This window comes from Mycobacterium paragordonae, from assembly GCF_003614435.1.
GTDB lineage: Bacteria > Actinomycetota > Actinomycetes > Mycobacteriales > Mycobacteriaceae > Mycobacterium > Mycobacterium paragordonae.
Genome location: NZ_CP025546.1, coordinates 5,256,915 through 5,272,240, shown reverse-complemented (window position 1 = coordinate 5,272,240; position 15,326 = coordinate 5,256,915). Strand labels below are relative to the sequence as shown.

Below are 15,326 nucleotides of genomic sequence, written 5' to 3'. Positions count from 1 at the left end.
TCGCACAAAAGGCGTTGCGGGCGAGGCGCTTTCGGTCCCGGTATGGATGCTGCCGGGGCAGGTTGATGACGTCGTTCTAGACTGACCGGGTGCCGAAACTGCAGCTCGTTCAAGATCCGGCCGCCGACGCGCTGCTGGACTCCAATCCATTCGCATTGCTGGTCGGGATGGTGCTTGATCAGCAGATCCCACTCGAGGTCGCTTTCGCCGGCCCCAAGAAGATCGTCGATCGGATGGGCGGTATCGACGCCGCCGAGATCGCCGACTACGACCCTGACAAGTTCGCCGCGCTCTGTTCGGAAACGCCTGCCATTCATCGATTTCCGGGGTCGATGGCCAAGCGCATCCAGGCGCTCGCGCAGATCATCGTCGACCGGTACGACGGGGACGCGGCCGCTTTGTGGACGGCCGGAGACCCCGACGGCCAAGAACTGCTGAAGAGGCTCAAGGCGCTGCCCGGGTTCGGCGACCAGAAGGCGCGGATCTTTCTGGCACTGCTCGGCAAGCAGTACGGCGTGACGCCGACGGGCTGGCGGGCGGCGGCGGGGGATTACGGCAAGGCTGGAACCCACATGTCGGTCGCCGATATCGTCGATGCCGAGTCGCTGGGTCAGGTGCGGTCGTATAAGAAGCAGATGAAGGCTGCTGCGTCTGGGAAAGCATCTGGCAAGGCGTCCGGGAAAGCCTCTGGGAAAGCAAAAGGAAAGGCGGCAACGTGAAGACACACATTACGTGTCCGTGCGGGGAAGCCATCGTCGGCAAGGACGAGGATGAGTTGGTCGAACTGACTCAGGCTCACCTGGCCAGCGTTCACCCCGGTCTGGACTACGACCGGGACGCGATTTTGTTCATGGCGTACTGACGCCGCGCGCCGCGAGCGTGCGCATCCGTACAGCGCCACGCCGTGGTCGATGTACATCCGCGCACGCTCGCGGGCCGGTGCGGCAGCGCAAAGCCGCTAAGGCACCACCGTCGAGCCGATGGTGGGCATGAACTGGCACTGACGATCTTTGGTGGTGACCTGCCCGAAGATCGTCGACATGATGCTGCCCGAGCCGGTGTCCACGATCGCGGTCAGCGTGGTCGGGCCTTCCCCGTTGATGTCGGTGCGCGGCTTGAGCGTGGCGCTGCCCGACTTGCCGGTGGTGAGGTTGACCCACGTGACGTTCAGGGGCAGGCGCTGGACATCGGCCGGCCCGGGCGTTCCGACCGCGGTGAACACGTAGGCGGTCTGGCCCGCCCCCGGACCCGGCGTCGGGATGGGAGCCGGTCCCGCTACCGACAGCGCTGTGGCCAGGGCGTTCGTGCCGTCACCGAGGCAGTTCGTGCCGATCGACGGGTACATGAAGTCCTGGGTGGGTGGGGCGTCAGGACCGAAAGTCGGAGTCGCGGCCGCCGGTGCCGCAGCCGGAGCGGGCGCGGGAGCAGGTGCCGGCGCGGGTGCGGCGGCGGGCGCCGGGGCAGGTGCGGGTGCCGCGGCCGGAGCCGGAGCAGGAGCCGGTAGTGCCGCTGGTGCGGCGGCCGGTGCCGGCGCGGGCAGAGCGCGCGGTGCGGGTTCCGGCCCGGGAGGCGGCGGATCGACCGGCCGGGGGTTGACCACGGAGGGGACGTCGCCCTCGGGAGCCGGGCCCGCCGCGTGATGGGGGTCGACGCCCGTCGGCAGGTGCGGAAGCGTGCCTGGCTCGACGCCGGGCGGCGGGACATGCGGCACCTGGGCGCCCTCGGGTGGAGTGCCCCCCGGCGGCACCTGGCTGCTCAAGTGCGGGGAGCCGCCGGGGTCGGCGACGAACTGATTGACCGACGAGGCGACGTTCTTGGCCTCGCTGGGCGCCGTCGGATTGTGGGTGAATGCCTGCGCCGCGGCCATCAGAAGCTGGGTCGCCTGCGCCGGATTTCCGGCTGCCTGCTGGATTATCGGACTCAACTCGGTCAACGCCGGCAGCCCCGGTAGCTGTTGAGCGGGGTTGGGCGGCGGTGTCGCCGGGTCGGCTGCCGCGCTCGGACTGATCATGAGCGCGGCAGCCGAAGTGACGACGACTGCGGCCAAACCTTTGGACAGACTCCAAGTGCTTGCCACGGTGTTTACTCCCGGTTTGTGTTGTTAGGTCAGCCGTCGGTGATTACTGGACTCAGGGCAGAGCGGCGAGCAGGGTCTGCGGACCGCTCGCTGCCGGAGCGCCCGGCGCGCCAGCGCCCGCCAGCCCCGGAATCCCTGAGGTGATAGCCGGCAGCGCGGCCTGGGCGAGTCCCGGAATCGCCGTGGCCAGACCCGGTAACGACGAGGCGGGAGTCGCGGGCACCGCGGGCGCCGCAGGAGCGGTCACGCCCGGGATGGGAGTGGTCACACCCGGGATGGGCAGCGACGCCGGCGCCGGTGCGGCCGGAGCGGCCGGGGCGGTCAGTCCGGGCAGCGGCGCGTTCACACCGGGGATTGACGGGACCGACGCCGGGGCGGGTGCTGCCGGAGCGGCGGGGGCCGCCAGGCTCGGCAGTGGCGCGTTCACTCCCGGAATCGACGGAACCGATGCCGGCGCCGTTGCTGCCGGCGCTGCCGGAGCGGCCGGCGCGGTGAGGCCGGGGAGCGGGGCGTTCACGCCGGGGATGGACGGCGTAGCCGCCGGCGCCGTCCCGGGAGCGGTGGCGGGAGCCGGAGCGGTGACACCCGGCAGCACGGACGGCAGGTTCAATCCACCCGGAGCGGCGGGCGCCGGGTCCGGCGAGCGCAGCACACCCTGTGGCGCCGGCGGGGTAGCGCCGAGGGCCGTTGCCAGGTTCTGCAGAATCTGCGGGGCGTTGGCTGCCGAGGCGATCAGCTGCTGCGGGATGTTGGTCTCCGCCGGAGCGGGCGCGGGGTCGGCGTGGGCGATGCCGCCGGTCAGTAAGGCGGCGGACGAGCCGACCAGGACGGCGGCGGCTCGGACGTAAGTCCAGATGGTTGGCATGACTCTCCCTGATAGTTCGATGACTGGTCCCAAAGCCGAAGCTAGCTTGGTACAGAAGTGACTCAAGTGACACGTGTGGCATTTATGGGATCGTTACCGATACGAGTGGCAGCGGTGACCGCCGACCTGGGAATCGTGTTCGCACCGTTATGAAAGGGCATGGACGCGCGCGGCGTGGGAGAAGTCGCCCGTCGGGTCGGCGGTAAAGTCTGTCCGGTAGACACCACTTCGGCCGCCGCGGCGGCACGCCCCACCCAGCGGCCACGAGCATTGCTGCAGACGCTGGCGCTGCCGCTGCTGATCGTCAGCATCGCGGCACGCTTCGCTTGGACCTATCTGGCGCCGCACGGCGCAAACTTCGTCGACCTGCACGTCTATGTCGGCGGGGCCGCGACCCTGGACCATCCGGGCACCCTGTACAGCTACGTCTACGCCGACCAGACGCCGGACTTCCCGCTGCCGTTCACCTACCCGCCGTTTGCTGCGGTGGTGCTCTACCCGATGCACTTTGTGCCTTTCGGGCTATTGGCGTTCCTGTGGCACGTGGCAATCGTGGCGGCCCTGTATGGCGTGGTGCGGGTCAGCCAGTGGCTGATCGGGACCGCCGCGGACCGACGGGCCGCGATGTTGTGGACCGCGGTGACCATCTGGATCGAACCGTTGCGCAGCAACTTCGACTACGGGCAGATCAACGTGTTCCTGGTGCTGGCGGTGCTGTGGGCGGCCTACACCACCAGGTGGTGGCTGTCCGGGATGCTGGTGGGGATCGCGGCCGCGGTCAAGCTGACTCCCGCGATCGCGGGCGTCTACCTGCTGGGCGCCCGCCGCTGGTCTGCGGCGTTGTTCTCGTTGGCGGTGTTTCTCTTCACCATCGGTGTGTCGCTGTTCGTGGTCGGTGATCAAGCCCGTTACTACTTCACCGACCTGCTGGGCGACGCGCACCGGGTGGGGCCCATCGCCACCTCGTTCAATCAATCCTGGCGCGGCGCGATCTCGCGCATCGTCGGCTACGACGCCGGATACGGGCCTCTCGTGCTGACCGCGCTGGTGATCACGGCCGTCATCGCCGTGCTGGCGTGGCGGGCGCTCGAAGACTCCGACGCACTGGGCAGGCTGCTGGTGGTCGAACTCTTCGGCCTGCTGCTCTCACCCATTTCCTGGACGCACCACTGGGTGTGGCTGGTCCCGTTGATGATCTGGCTGATCCACGGACCGCTGCTGGAGCGGGTGGCGGCGAAGGTCTTCGGTTGGGGCTGGTTGGTGCTTACCGTGATCGGAGTGCCGTGGCTGCTGAGCTTCGAGCAGCCGACCATCTGGGTGATCAGCCGGCCGTGGTATCTGGCCTGGGCGGGGTCGGTGTATGTGGTCGTGGCGCTGGCGACGATGGGCTGGATCGCGTTGAGCGGGCGCACTACTGGCGCCGGAAAAGCCGACCGTGACTACGGAACCAGATGATGTTGCCGACGGGGTCCCGCACGAAATTCGACCGGGTGCCAACCGGTTTGCGATCCGGGCCCAGGCCCAGGCCATAGTCGGGCCGATAAAAGACGAGGCCCATCGGGCTGGTGTCCGCGCCCGGTTCGCCGGTGCCCGCGGTGCCGTCGAGTCGACCGTCGCCGGCGACGAAGTCGATGACGGACCGCTCGAGCGTTCCCGATTCAGGGATCAGCTCGGCGACGTAGCGTCCCTGATACGGCGCGAGGTCGTCGGCCGAAAGGTGTTGGGTGTTGGCCGGCAGGTTGCTGATGCCGGCGAATCGGCGCAACGCCCAGTCGTCGCCGAACAGATCGACGGTAAGCTGTGCTCCGCCTTCGGAATTCGTCAGTAAAGTCATCGCGAAGTCGCGCTCGGGAACCATGAAAAACCCCGAACGCTGACCACTCCACGTGCCGCCGTGCTGCACGACGACTTTGTCCTCCGCCGACGGCCTCAGCATCCAGGCAACGCCCATGCCGGTAAGTTCGACCTGCAGTGTCCCGCCGGCGCCGGGATTCGAGCGCATCGCCTGCAGCGCCGGCCGGCTCAGCACTCGGGCGCCGCCCGGCCCGGTGCCGTCACCGAGGTGAAACCTTGCGTAGCGCAACTGGTCCCGCGCGCTGGACATCAGGCCCCCGGTGGGGTTGCAGCTGCGAGGAAATGCCCAAAAGTCCTTGGCGACAACAGCCCTGCCGTCGACCACATTGTGGGGTGTCGCGACCGTGAGGCCCGCCAGTTGGTCATCGAAGAAGTGCGTGTGACCCAACTGCAGGGGGTTGAGCAACAGGTTCTGCACCGCCGCCTCGTAGCTCGTCGCGGTGAGCACTTCGATGATGCGGCCGGCGACCGCCAACCCGGCGTTGTTGTAGGCGAACACGGCGCCGGGCGGGTTCAGTTGTGGCAGCCGGCCTAGCGATCCGACGTAGCGGGCCAGCGCGTCGTCGGTACTGCCGAAGTCCTGGACATCGTCACCCAGCCACCCCGACGTGTGATTGAGCAATTGACGCACCGTCACCGCGGCGCTGACCACCTCGTCGGCAACGGCGAAGTCGGGCAGATACTCCCGCACCGGTGCGTCCAGCGCCACCTTGCCCTCATCCACCAGTCGCATGATCGTCGTGCCGGTGAAAGTCTTTGTGGTGGAGCCGATCCGGAAGACGGTGTCGCCGTCCACCGGCACCGGGTGGTCGACGTCGGTGACGCCGTAACCCTTCACATATTCCTGCCCGCCAGCCCAGACCGCCACCGCGGCACCCGGTACCGCGTACGTCTTCATGCCCGCGGTGATCTTGGCATCCAGCTCGTCAAACCTGCTGGGTGCCGGAGCGGCGTCGTGCCTGGGCGAACAGGAGAGTGTCAGCGCCGCCGCCCCCGCGACGGTGCCGCTCAGCAGGCTGCGGCGGGAAATCGGCGGTGTCACGGCGGCGGTGGGTCAACCGCGAACAGTGGCGGTTGCGTGGTCCGCACGCAGCTGATGTCCGGTTGCCCGGGTGTTTCGAAGAACGACGCGATGACGGCCGCTCCGCAGCGGTCGGCGTAGATTCCGTGCGCCACGCCCGGGACGGTCACCGAAATCGCGTGCGGAAGATGTTGGGCGACGTACTGTCCCGACGCCGCGCCGGTCTGACCGTCATAGCTGCCGGACAGCGCCAGTGCCGGGAAAGTGCCCTCGCCGAGGCCGCGCACCCACTCCGACGCTTTGGGAACGTTCCAAGCCGCGCACGCCTGCCGCAGGAACGGCAGTTGCGGCGCCTGCGCGCGCACCGAATCGGGAAGCGCGGCGAAAACCTGTCTGGCGGAACGGTTTTGATCGTCTACGGAGTCGAATGGAACCCATTCACTGCACCAGATGCTGAGAGTCAGGCCCCAACCCATGATCCCGACCTTGCCGGGGTTCGCCCAGGCCATCGCCCACTGCCGGGCAATACGCTTCGGGTTGCCGTGCGCGAGTTCGTCGATGCCGGCCGGCATTTCGGCCGGAAAATGGGTTCCCATCGGAACCATCCAGTTCAGCAGGGCGCCCCCGTCGAGCACCACCTTGGTGTCACCGACACCTTCGACGTCGACCGTGGTGGTCACCGGATGCGCCTCGAGTTCGTTGACCAGCCGGACGACCGTGTCGGCGAGGTTGGGATAGCGCGCCTGACAATCCGGTTGGACGGTGCAGGCGCTCATCATGTTGTCGAACGCTTCGCGCGCGCTGCCCCACGTCCAACTCGGACTCGCCAGCGACGGCGGTGTCATCCCGTCCATCACCAGCGACCGGATGGCCGCCGGGTCAAGCCGCGAATAGAGCAGTGCCAGGTCCGTGCCGTAGGAGTGCGAGAACACATTCCACTGATTGACGTGCAACGCGGTGCGCAGATCGATCAGGTCGTAGGCACTCTCGGTGGAGTTGAAAGCCGAGAGGTCTGCGTCGCCCGCCAGTCGATCGTGACAGGTCTTGGCGGCCTGCACGTACTCATCGCCGGTGGTGGTCGCGTCGTACACCAATCCCACTCGGCGAGCGAAGAACCCGTCGATTTCCGGGCAGGCAAGCACGGGCTGCGACGAGTGGTTGCCCCGCTGGGCAAGCAGGATCAGATCCCGGTTGCGGTCCAGGCCCACGTTTTCGGCGATCGGCGGATCCATGATCGCGTCCTCGCCGGGGCCCCCGGTGATGATCAGGATCGGGTCGGCGGCCGGGGGCTGCGTCTGGGCCGGTATGACCGCGACAGCCAGACGTAGCGAACGCCCGCCCGCTTTGGTGCGATTCTCCGGGACCACCAGCGTCGCGCAGTGTGCGCGTTCCAGTCCGGGCGCCGGGTTCGGTACCGAGGGGCAGGGCCCCGGCTCGTACTGTGCGGCCGGATGAGTCGTCGTGGTCGGTGTGCCGCTCGGCGGCGCGTCAGTGTGCGAGCAGGCGGTACCAGCAACCGCAAGGATGATCGCGAGCACCAGCCGCAACGTGTTCATCGAGCGCGAGCGTAACCCGACGGCCGGCCCGCGCGGCGGCGTTTACGCCGATGAGGCCTCTCCGACGATTCCGTCGATGTCGCGCGCCATGTCGAGGTCCTTCTGCGTGATGCCGCCCTCGGAGTGTGTCACCAACACAAAAGTGACTGTCCGCCAGCGGATATCGATATCCGGATGATGGTCCTTGGCTTCCGCGTGCTCGCCCACCCGGCGCACGGCGTCGATACCGGCCAAAAATGCCGGGAATCTGACGGAGCGGCGCAACGCCCCGTCAACGCGCTCCCAGCCGTCCAGGTCGGGCAGTGCGGCGTCTATTTGCTCATCGGTGAGAACAGCCATAAGCCGACCGTATACCGTCTTTGGCCATGCCGACCCAGATCGTCGTCGCCGGTGCCGTCATCAACGGTGGCGCGGTGCTGGTGGCACAGCGCCTCCGCCCGCCGGACCTGGCCGGCCGCTGGGAGCTTCCCGGCGGCAAGGTCGCCGATGGTGAGACCGAGGCCGTTGCGCTGGCACGTGAACTGGCCGAAGAGTTGGGGATCGACGTCGCCGTCGGCGAACGCCTGGGGGGTGATGTCGCGCTGAACGAGGCGATGACCCTGCGGGCTTACCGGGTGCGCCTGGTGAGCGGCGACCCGCACCCCCGCGATCATCAGGCGCTGCGCTGGGTGACTGCCGACGAGCTCGGCGACGTCGACTGGGTGCCGGCCGATCGTGCCTGGCTCGATGCTCTGGCGGAAGCGCTATGACCAACCATCGGGCGCGATGATCCTGCGACTGCCGCTCTGGTGGCGCCGGCCTGATCATTTCGATTGGGTCACAACATTTTTGCGTCAGCGCAAGCTGATGCGATCGGCCCAGATGATCCTGGCGATCGTGTCCGCTTCGGCCGCCTGGGTGCCGCTCAGCGTCTTGGCCACCCAGCGCCGGCCGAGCGCAGTCGCCTGGATCATCAGCGCGGTGGCGGTCGTCTTCAGTATCGGGTCAACCTACTTCTGGCTCACGCACTGGCCGACTCGGCGTCAATCGCAGTTCGCCGCGGTCACGGGCATGCTGTCCGCCGGCGGCTGGAGTGTGGTTCAACCCAATCCGACCCTGGCTGCGCTGGCTTGCACGGCGCTCGCCGTCACCGGTGGTTACATCGCGCTGTTCCACAACCTGCGGCTGCTGGTGCTCAACAGTCTGGTCGCAATGGTCGCCGCCACCGACTCGATGCTGCGTCTGGCCGGCGCATCCGATTCCACCGCCGCGGTCACCGCGTTCTGGTTGATTTGTTTCCCCAACTTCTCGGTGCCGTTGATCATCTGGGGGATGTCCCAGGCGGTGGAGTCATACGTGCAACGCGCCCAGCAGGATCCGCTCACCGGCCTGTTGAACCGGAGGGCCTTCGCCGAGGCTGTCGCCGCGCGTCTCGTCAATCACCCTGCCGCTCATACTTGTCTGGCGGTCATGATGGTCGATCTCGATAACTTCAAGCAAATCAACGACACTCACGGTCATGCCGCCGGCGATCGCCTGCTGCAGGCCGTGGCCGAACTCCTGCGCGATCAGTCTCCGCCGGAGGCAATCATCTGTCGTGCCGGCGGCGAGGAGTTTCTCCTCGCGGCCACTTGCACCCCCGACGGTGTGGCAGCGCTTGCCCCGCCGCTCTGTCGTTCGATCGCCGAGCACCCGTCCGGTATCACGGCCAGCATCGGTACCGCCAGTGCCGATCTGGGGTCGCTGGGCGCCCCCGGCGGCGGTGCGTCACTCGACGAACTGATTGCTGCTGCCGACCGCGCCATGTATGCGGCCAAACGCCGGGGCGGAAATCAGGCTTGCGATTTCGGCTGACGCCGGCCGCGACGCACAGCAACCTTGATGGCTACTCACAGCCGCATTTCGGCCAACGCACAGGGTCCCGGAAGGTAGCCGACGTCAACTTGGGACTGACGGACCCTGACCTACCCCTGGTTTGGACTAGCCGGCCGTACCGGTCGGACCGCACCCGGCCGCGCGCCGCGAGTGAGTAGGAGGCCTGAAACCCTTGACTGCCACCCCACGCATCGGTGGGCACCTCGAAGAACTCCTGGAGCGCAGCGGCCGGTTCTTCACACCCGGAGAATTCTCGGCAGACCTGCGCACCGTCACTCGGCGCGGTGGCCGCGAAGGCGATGTCTTCTACCGCGATCGATGGAGCCACGACAAGGTGGTTCGGTCCACCCACGGGGTCAACTGCACCGGATCGTGTTCCTGGAAGATCTACGTCAAGGACGGCATCATCACCTGGGAGACCCAGCAGACCGACTATCCGTCCGTGGGTCCGGACCGTCCCGAATACGAACCGCGCGGGTGTCCCCGGGGCGCGTCTTTCTCCTGGTACAGCTATTCGCCGACGCGGGTGCGCTATCCCTACGCCAGGGGCGTGCTGGTGGAGATGTTCCGCGAGGCCAAGGCCCGGCTCGGTGACCCGGTACTGGCGTGGGCAGACATCCAGGCCGACGCCGAGCGGCGCCGTCGCTATCAACAAGCCAGGGGCAAGGGCGGTTTGATCCGGGTGAGCTGGGCCGAGGCGACGGAGATGATCGCCGCCGCCCACGTCCACACGATCAAGACCTACGGCCCGGACCGCGTTGCCGGTTTCACGCCGATACCGGCGATGTCGATGGTCAGCCACGCCGCCGGATCCAGGTTCGTCGAGTTGATCGGCGGCGTGATGACGTCGTTTTACGACTGGTACGCCGACCTGCCGGTGGCATCTCCGCAGGTTTTCGGCGACCAGACCGACGTGCCGGAATCCGGAGACTGGTGGGACGCTTCGTATTTGGTGATGTGGGGTTCCAACGTGCCGATCACCCGCACGCCCGACGCGCACTGGATGGCCGAGGCGCGTTACCGCGGAGCCAAGGTGGTGGTGGTCAGTCCCGACTACGCGGACAACACGAAGTTCGCGGACGAGTGGATGCGCTGCGCCGCCGGCACCGATGCGGCGCTGGCCATGGCGATGGGACATGTGATCCTCGCGGAATGCTATGTGAAACAACAGGTTCCGTTCTTCACCGACTATGTGCGGCGCTATACCGACCTGCCGTTTCTGATCAAGCTGGAACAACGCGGCGAGGCGCTCGTTCCGGGAAAGTTCCTTACTGCCGCCGACATCGGCCAGGAGGTGGAGAACTCGGCCTTCAAACCGGCGCTGCTGGACGAGGTCACCGGTCGCGTCGTGATACCGCACGGCTCACTGGGTTTCCGGTTCGGCGAGGACGGTGTCGGGAAGTGGAACCTGGACCTGGGACCGCTGGTGCCGGCGCTGAGCGTCGAAGGCCCCGATGGGGCCGCACTGGTCGAACTGCCCAGCTTCGACACCGTCGACGGCCACGGTGAGACGGTGCAGCGGGGCGTGCCGGTGCGCCGGGTGGGAACGCATCTGGTGTGCACGGTGTTCGACCTGATGCTGGCTCATTACAGCGTGTATCGCGAGGGGCTGCCCGGCGACTGGCCGACCGGCTACGACGACCCCAGCCGGCAGAACACCCCAGCGTGGCAGGAACCGATCACCGGGGTCCCGGCCGCACAGGCCATCCGCGTGGCGCGGGAATTCGCCCGCAACGCAGAGGAATCCGGTGGACGCTCGATGGTGATCATGGGCGGAGGCATCTGCCACTGGTTCCACAGCGACGTCATGTACCGCGCCGTGCTGGCACTGTTGATGCTGACCGGATCGATGGGCCGCAACGGCGGAGGGTGGGCACACTACGTCGGGCAGGAGAAGGTGCGTCCGCTGAGCGGGTGGCAGACCATGGCCAACGCCAGCGATTGGGCGCGGCCGCCGCGGCAGGTGCCCGGCGCCTCGTACTGGTACGCGCACACCGACCAGTGGCGCTACGACGACTACGGAGCCGACAAGTTGGCCAGCCCGGCCGGACGCGGACGGTTCGACGGCAAACACACGATGGGTCTGCTGACCTCCGCCGCGGCGATGGGGTGGAGCCCGTTCTACCCCCAGTTCGACCGGTCCAGCCTCGATGTCGCCGACGAGGCGCGAGCGGCCGGACGGGATATCGCCGACTACGTCGCCGAACAGCTGGGCGAGCGCAAGTTGAACCTGGCGGTGAGCGATCCGGACAACCCGGTCAACTGGCCGCGGGTGCTCACCGTGTGGCGCGCCAACCTGATCGGCTCATCAGGCAAGGGCGGTGAGTACTTCCTGCGGCATCTGCTGGGCACCGACTCGAACGTGCAGGCCGAGGCTCCTGCCGCCGGCGTGCCCGAGGGCAAGCTGGACCTGATGACGTCCATCGACTTCCGGATGACGTCGACGACACTGGTGTCCGATGTGGTGCTGCCCGCCGCGACCTGGTACGAGAAGCACGACCTGTCGAGCACGGATATGCACCCCTACGTGCATGCGTTCAGTCCGGCGATCGACCCGCCGTGGGAAACCCGTTCGGATTTCGACGCATTCGCCGCGATCGCGCGCGTGTTCAGCGCGCTGGCCAAGCAACACCTCGGCACGCGCGCCGACGTGGTGATGACCGCGTTGCAACACGACAGTCCGGACGCGATGGCGTACCCGGAAGGCACCCAGCGGGATTGGCACGAGACCGGTGAGACACCGGTGCCGGGAGCCACCATGGGCAAGCTCACTGTCGTCGAGCGCGACTACGGGGCCACCTACGACAAGTGGGTGACGCTGGGACCACTCGTCGACACCTTCGGCATCACGGTCAAGGGCAACACCGTCCATCCGGTCCGTGAGATCAGCGAGCTGGCCGCCCGGTTCGGCGTGATGAATTCCGGTGTCGCCGTGGGCCGTCCGGCGATCACCACCGCCCGGGCAATGGCGGACACCATTCTCGCCCTGTCCGGAACCTGCAATGGGCGACTCGCGGTCGAGGGGTTCCTCGAATTGGAGAAACGCACCGGGCAGCGGCTGGCGCATCTGGCCGAGGGCAGCGAGGAGAAACGCATCACCTACGCCGACACCCAGGCGCGTCCGGTGCCGGTGATCACCAGCCCGGAGTGGTCGGGCAGCGAAACCGGTGGCCGTCGGTACGCGCCGTTCACGATCAACATCGAGAATCTCAAACCCTTCCACACCCTCACCGGGCGGATGCATTTCTATCTCGCCCACGACTGGGTGGAAGAACTCGGCGAACAGCTACCCGTCTACCGGCCGCCGCTGGACATGGCGCGGCTGTTCCATCAGCCCCGGCTCGGACCGGGCGGTGACGGGATCGGGCTCACCGTGCGGTATCTCACACCGCATTCGAAGTGGTCCTTCCATTCGACCTACCAGGACAACTTGTACATGCTGTCGCTGTCCCGCGGTGGTCCGACCATGTGGATGAGTCCGGGAGATGCTGCGAAAATCCAAGTCCACGATAATGATTGGGTCGAAGCGGTCAACGCCAACGGCATCTACGTGTGCCGCGCGATCGTGTCGCACCGGATGCCCGACGGCGTGGTGTTCGTCTACCACGTGCAGGAGCGCACCGTGGACACGCCGCGGACCGAGACCAACAACAAGCGCGGCGGCAACCACAACGCGCTGACCCGGGTGCGTATCAAACCCAGCCACCTCGCCGGTGGCTACGGTCAGCACACCTTCGGGTTCAACTATCTCGGGCCGACCGGCAATCAGCGTGACGAGGTGACGGTGGTGCGCCGTCGCAGCCAGGAGGTGGCCTACTAGATGAAAGTCATGGCGCAGTTGGCGATGGTGATGAACCTCGACAAGTGCATCGGCTGCCACACCTGTTCGGTGACGTGCAAGCAGGCGTGGACCAATCGCCCGGGCACCGAGTACGTGTGGTTCAACAACGTCGAAACCCGTCCGGGAGTGGGGTATCCGCGCACTTACGAAGATCAGGACCGCTGGCGTGGGGGATGGCAGCGCGATGACAAAGGGCGGCTGAGGTTGCGCGACGGGGGCCGCTTCCAGAAGCTGCTGCGCATCTTCGCCAATCCCACCCTGCCCACCATCACCGACTACTACGAGCCCTGGACCTACGACTACGAAAACCTGACCCAGGCGCCCGCGGGCGACACCTTTCCCACCGCGGCGCCCCGCAGCCAGATCACCGGTCAGCCGATGAAGGTGTCCTGGGGTTCGAACTGGGACGACAACCTGGCCGGCTCAACGGAGATCGTGCCCGACGACCCGATCCTGAAGAAGGTCAGCCAGGACGTCAAACTCAGGCTCGAAGAAGCCTTCATGTTCTACCTGCCGCGGATCTGCGAGCACTGCCTGAACCCGTCGTGCGTGGCCTCGTGCCCGTCCGGTGCGATGTACAAGCGGACCGAGGACGGCATTGTGCTGGTCGACCAGGACCGGTGCCGGGGCTGGCGCATGTGTGTGTCCGGATGTCCTTACAAGAAGGTCTATTTCAACCACCAGACCGGTAAGGCCGAGAAGTGCACCCTGTGCTACCCGCGCGTCGAGGTCGGATTGCCGACAGTGTGCTCGGAAACGTGTGTGGGGCGGTTGCGCTACCTCGGTCTGGTGTTGTACGACGCCGACCGGGTGCTCGAGGCGGCGTCGGTGCCCAACGACACCGACCTTTACGAGGCGCAGCGACGAATTCTGCTGGACCCCAACGATCCTGAGGTCATTGCCGGCGCGCGGACGCAAGGCATCTCGCAGGAGTGGATCGATGCCGCTCAGCGCTCGCCGGTTTATGCACTGATCAACACCTACAAGGTCGCGCTGCCCCTGCATCCGGAATATCGGACGATGCCGATGGTTTGGTACATCCCGCCGTTGTCGCCGGTGGTGGACGCCGTCAGCCACGACGGCCACGACGGCGAGGATCTGGGTAACTTGTTCGGCGCCTTGGAGGCCCTGCGCATTCCGATCCAGTACCTTGCTGAACTCTTCACGGCCGGTGACACCGAGGTGGTCGCCGGCGTGCTGCGGCGGCTGGCGGCGATGCGGTCATACATGCGCGACATCAACCTGGGCAGGCCGACCCAGCCGCGCATTCCGCAGGCGGTCGGAATGACCGAGGAGCAGATCTACGAAATGTACCGCCTGCTCGCTATCGCGAAATACGAAGAGCGGTACGTCATTCCGACGGCGTACGCGGCGGATGGGCACGCTGCGGCGCCGTCCGACGAGACGGGATGTTCGTTGTCCTTCGACGGCGGACCCGGAATGTATGAGTCGGGCCCGTTCGGCGAGGGCAGCGGGAACCCGGTTCCGGTCGCTGTGGAGACTTTTCACGCGCTGCGGCAACGCCAGACCAACCTGCTGAATTGGGACGGCAGAGGCAAACCCGAGAGCTTGTTCCCCGAGTCGAAGCCGGTGCGCCGATGAAGCTGCTGTCTCGCGCGCGGGCAACCGCCGACACCATGCGGGACCGTCTGGTGTGGCAAGGGGCCTCACTGCTGCTGGCCTATCCCGATGACGGGATGTCGGAGCGGCTGGACATCGTCGACGAGCTGCTGAGCCACCTCAGCGGTACTCCCGCGGCGCTGCTGGGCCAGACGGCCGCGGCGTTGCGCTCCTGCTCGACGATGGCCGCCGCGGCGCGCTACGTCGAGACGTTCGACATGCGGCGGCGCGCCACCATGTACCTGACCTATTGGACGGCCGGGGACACCCGCAACCGGGGCCGCGAAATGCTGGCGTTTGCAACGGTATACCGGCAGGCGGGTGTCGAGCCGCCTGGTGCCGAGGCGCCGGATCACCTGCCCGTGGTACTGGAGTTCGCCGCCACCGTCGACCCCGATGCCGGGCGACGCCTGCTCAGCGAGCACCGCGTTCCTCTCGACGTGTTGCGGGGGGCGCTGGCGGAGATCGGGTCGCCCTATCAGCACGCCGTCGCGGCGGTGTGCGCGACGCTGCCCGCCACCACCGGCCAGCAGTCGCGCCGGGCGCAATGCCTTGCCGACTCCGGACCACCCACGGAATCTGTTGGACTGCAACCGTTCACGCTGACCGTGCCACCCCGGCGCGCCGAGGGAGGCTGA

At 67.1% G+C, this 15,326-nt stretch carries 13 protein-coding genes; 8 read left to right on the top strand and 5 right to left on the bottom strand.

The window, feature by feature from the left end:
- Positions 1 to 89: 89 nt before the first annotated feature.
- Together C0J29_RS23530 and C0J29_RS23525 are read left to right on the top strand one after the other, a co-directional pair.
- On the top strand, positions 90 to 719 hold the full coding sequence (locus C0J29_RS23530; protein WP_065050020.1) for an HhH-GPD-type base excision DNA repair protein: 630 nt from the start codon (positions 90 to 92) through the stop codon (positions 717 to 719).
- Complete coding sequence (locus C0J29_RS23525; RefSeq protein ID WP_063892814.1) at positions 716 to 862, top strand: hypothetical protein; 147 nt, start codon at positions 716 to 718, stop codon at positions 860 to 862. Before C0J29_RS23530 ends, C0J29_RS23525 begins: the two co-directional genes overlap by 4 nt.
- A 96-nt stretch (positions 863 to 958) precedes the next feature.
- On the opposite strand, the gene C0J29_RS23520 is transcribed toward C0J29_RS23525, so the two are convergent.
- Positions 959 to 2,077: an Rv1157c family protein gene (locus tag C0J29_RS23520; RefSeq protein WP_120793710.1), complete on the bottom strand. Its 1,119-nt coding sequence runs from the start codon at positions 2,075 to 2,077 to the stop codon at positions 959 to 961.
- Between the two features lie 52 nt (positions 2,078 to 2,129).
- Positions 2,130 to 2,942, bottom strand: coding sequence for a hypothetical protein (locus C0J29_RS23515; protein ID WP_065050025.1), 813 nt, complete (start codon positions 2,940 to 2,942; stop codon positions 2,130 to 2,132).
- 159 nt (positions 2,943 to 3,101) lie between these two features.
- Here C0J29_RS23515 and C0J29_RS23510 point away from each other — a divergent pair, with 159 nt between their 5' ends.
- The gene (locus C0J29_RS23510) at positions 3,102 to 4,397 is read left to right on the top strand and encodes a mannosyltransferase (RefSeq protein WP_120793709.1); all 1,296 of its coding nucleotides are present in this window, start codon (positions 3,102 to 3,104) and stop codon (positions 4,395 to 4,397) included.
- Here C0J29_RS23510 and C0J29_RS23505 read toward each other — a convergent pair.
- From C0J29_RS23505 to C0J29_RS23495, 3 genes are read right to left on the bottom strand one after another with little or no spacing between them, the layout of a single operon-like run.
- Positions 4,354 to 5,778, bottom strand: coding sequence for a serine hydrolase domain-containing protein (locus C0J29_RS23505; protein WP_277950751.1), 1,425 nt, complete (start codon positions 5,776 to 5,778; stop codon positions 4,354 to 4,356). The genes C0J29_RS23510 and C0J29_RS23505 overlap by 44 nt on opposite strands.
- Before the next feature lie 56 nt (positions 5,779 to 5,834).
- Entirely contained in the window at positions 5,835 to 7,373 is a 1,539-nt protein-coding gene (locus C0J29_RS23500) for an alpha/beta hydrolase (RefSeq protein WP_120793707.1), read from the bottom strand.
- A gap of 42 nt (positions 7,374 to 7,415) precedes the next feature.
- Positions 7,416 to 7,712 carry a 4a-hydroxytetrahydrobiopterin dehydratase gene (locus C0J29_RS23495; protein WP_120793706.1) on the bottom strand — a complete coding sequence of 99 codons (297 nt, stop codon included), beginning with the start codon at positions 7,710 to 7,712 and terminating at the stop codon, positions 7,416 to 7,418.
- 26 nt (positions 7,713 to 7,738) lie between these two features.
- On the opposite strand from C0J29_RS23495, the gene C0J29_RS23490 reads away from it, so the two are divergent.
- From C0J29_RS23490 to narJ, 5 genes are all read left to right on the top strand, one after another.
- Positions 7,739 to 8,122, top strand: a complete 384-nt coding sequence (locus C0J29_RS23490; RefSeq protein WP_120793705.1) for a (deoxy)nucleoside triphosphate pyrophosphohydrolase — start codon at positions 7,739 to 7,741, stop codon at positions 8,120 to 8,122.
- A gap of 301 nt (positions 8,123 to 8,423) precedes the next feature.
- Positions 8,424 to 9,206: a GGDEF domain-containing protein gene (locus C0J29_RS23485; RefSeq protein WP_162951539.1), complete on the top strand. Its 783-nt coding sequence runs from the start codon at positions 8,424 to 8,426 to the stop codon at positions 9,204 to 9,206.
- 193 nt (positions 9,207 to 9,399) lie between these two features.
- Entirely contained in the window at positions 9,400 to 13,047 is a 3,648-nt protein-coding gene (locus C0J29_RS23480; RefSeq protein WP_120793703.1) for a nitrate reductase subunit alpha, read from the top strand.
- Positions 13,048 to 14,670, top strand: a complete 1,623-nt coding sequence (gene narH, locus C0J29_RS23475) for a nitrate reductase subunit beta (RefSeq protein WP_065050035.1) — start codon at positions 13,048 to 13,050, stop codon at positions 14,668 to 14,670. It begins immediately after the preceding gene.
- Positions 14,667 to 15,326, top strand: a complete 660-nt coding sequence (gene narJ, locus C0J29_RS23470) for a nitrate reductase molybdenum cofactor assembly chaperone (RefSeq protein ID WP_174814862.1) — start codon at positions 14,667 to 14,669, stop codon at positions 15,324 to 15,326. Before narH ends, narJ begins: the two co-directional genes overlap by 4 nt.

Bases quoted from the DNA above. Each gene is read 5' to 3' on its own strand.
- C0J29_RS23490 (WP_120793705.1), top strand. From the start codon at position 7,739: ATGCCGACCCAGATCGTCGTCGCCGGTGCCGTCATCAACGGTGGCGCG.
- C0J29_RS23500 (WP_120793707.1), bottom strand. From the start codon at position 7,373: ATGAACACGTTGCGGCTGGTGCTCGCGATCATCCTTGCGGTTGCTGGT.
- C0J29_RS23485 (WP_162951539.1), top strand. From the start codon at position 8,424: ATGCTGTCCGCCGGCGGCTGGAGTGTGGTTCAACCCAATCCGACCCTG.
- narH (WP_065050035.1), top strand. From the start codon at position 13,048: ATGAAAGTCATGGCGCAGTTGGCGATGGTGATGAACCTCGACAAGTGC.
- narJ (WP_174814862.1), top strand. From the start codon at position 14,667: ATGAAGCTGCTGTCTCGCGCGCGGGCAACCGCCGACACCATGCGGGAC.
- C0J29_RS23510 (WP_120793709.1), top strand. From the start codon at position 3,102: ATGGACGCGCGCGGCGTGGGAGAAGTCGCCCGTCGGGTCGGCGGTAAA.
- C0J29_RS23495 (WP_120793706.1), bottom strand. From the start codon at position 7,712: ATGGCTGTTCTCACCGATGAGCAAATAGACGCCGCACTGCCCGACCTG.
- C0J29_RS23515 (WP_065050025.1), bottom strand. From the start codon at position 2,942: ATGCCAACCATCTGGACTTACGTCCGAGCCGCCGCCGTCCTGGTCGGC.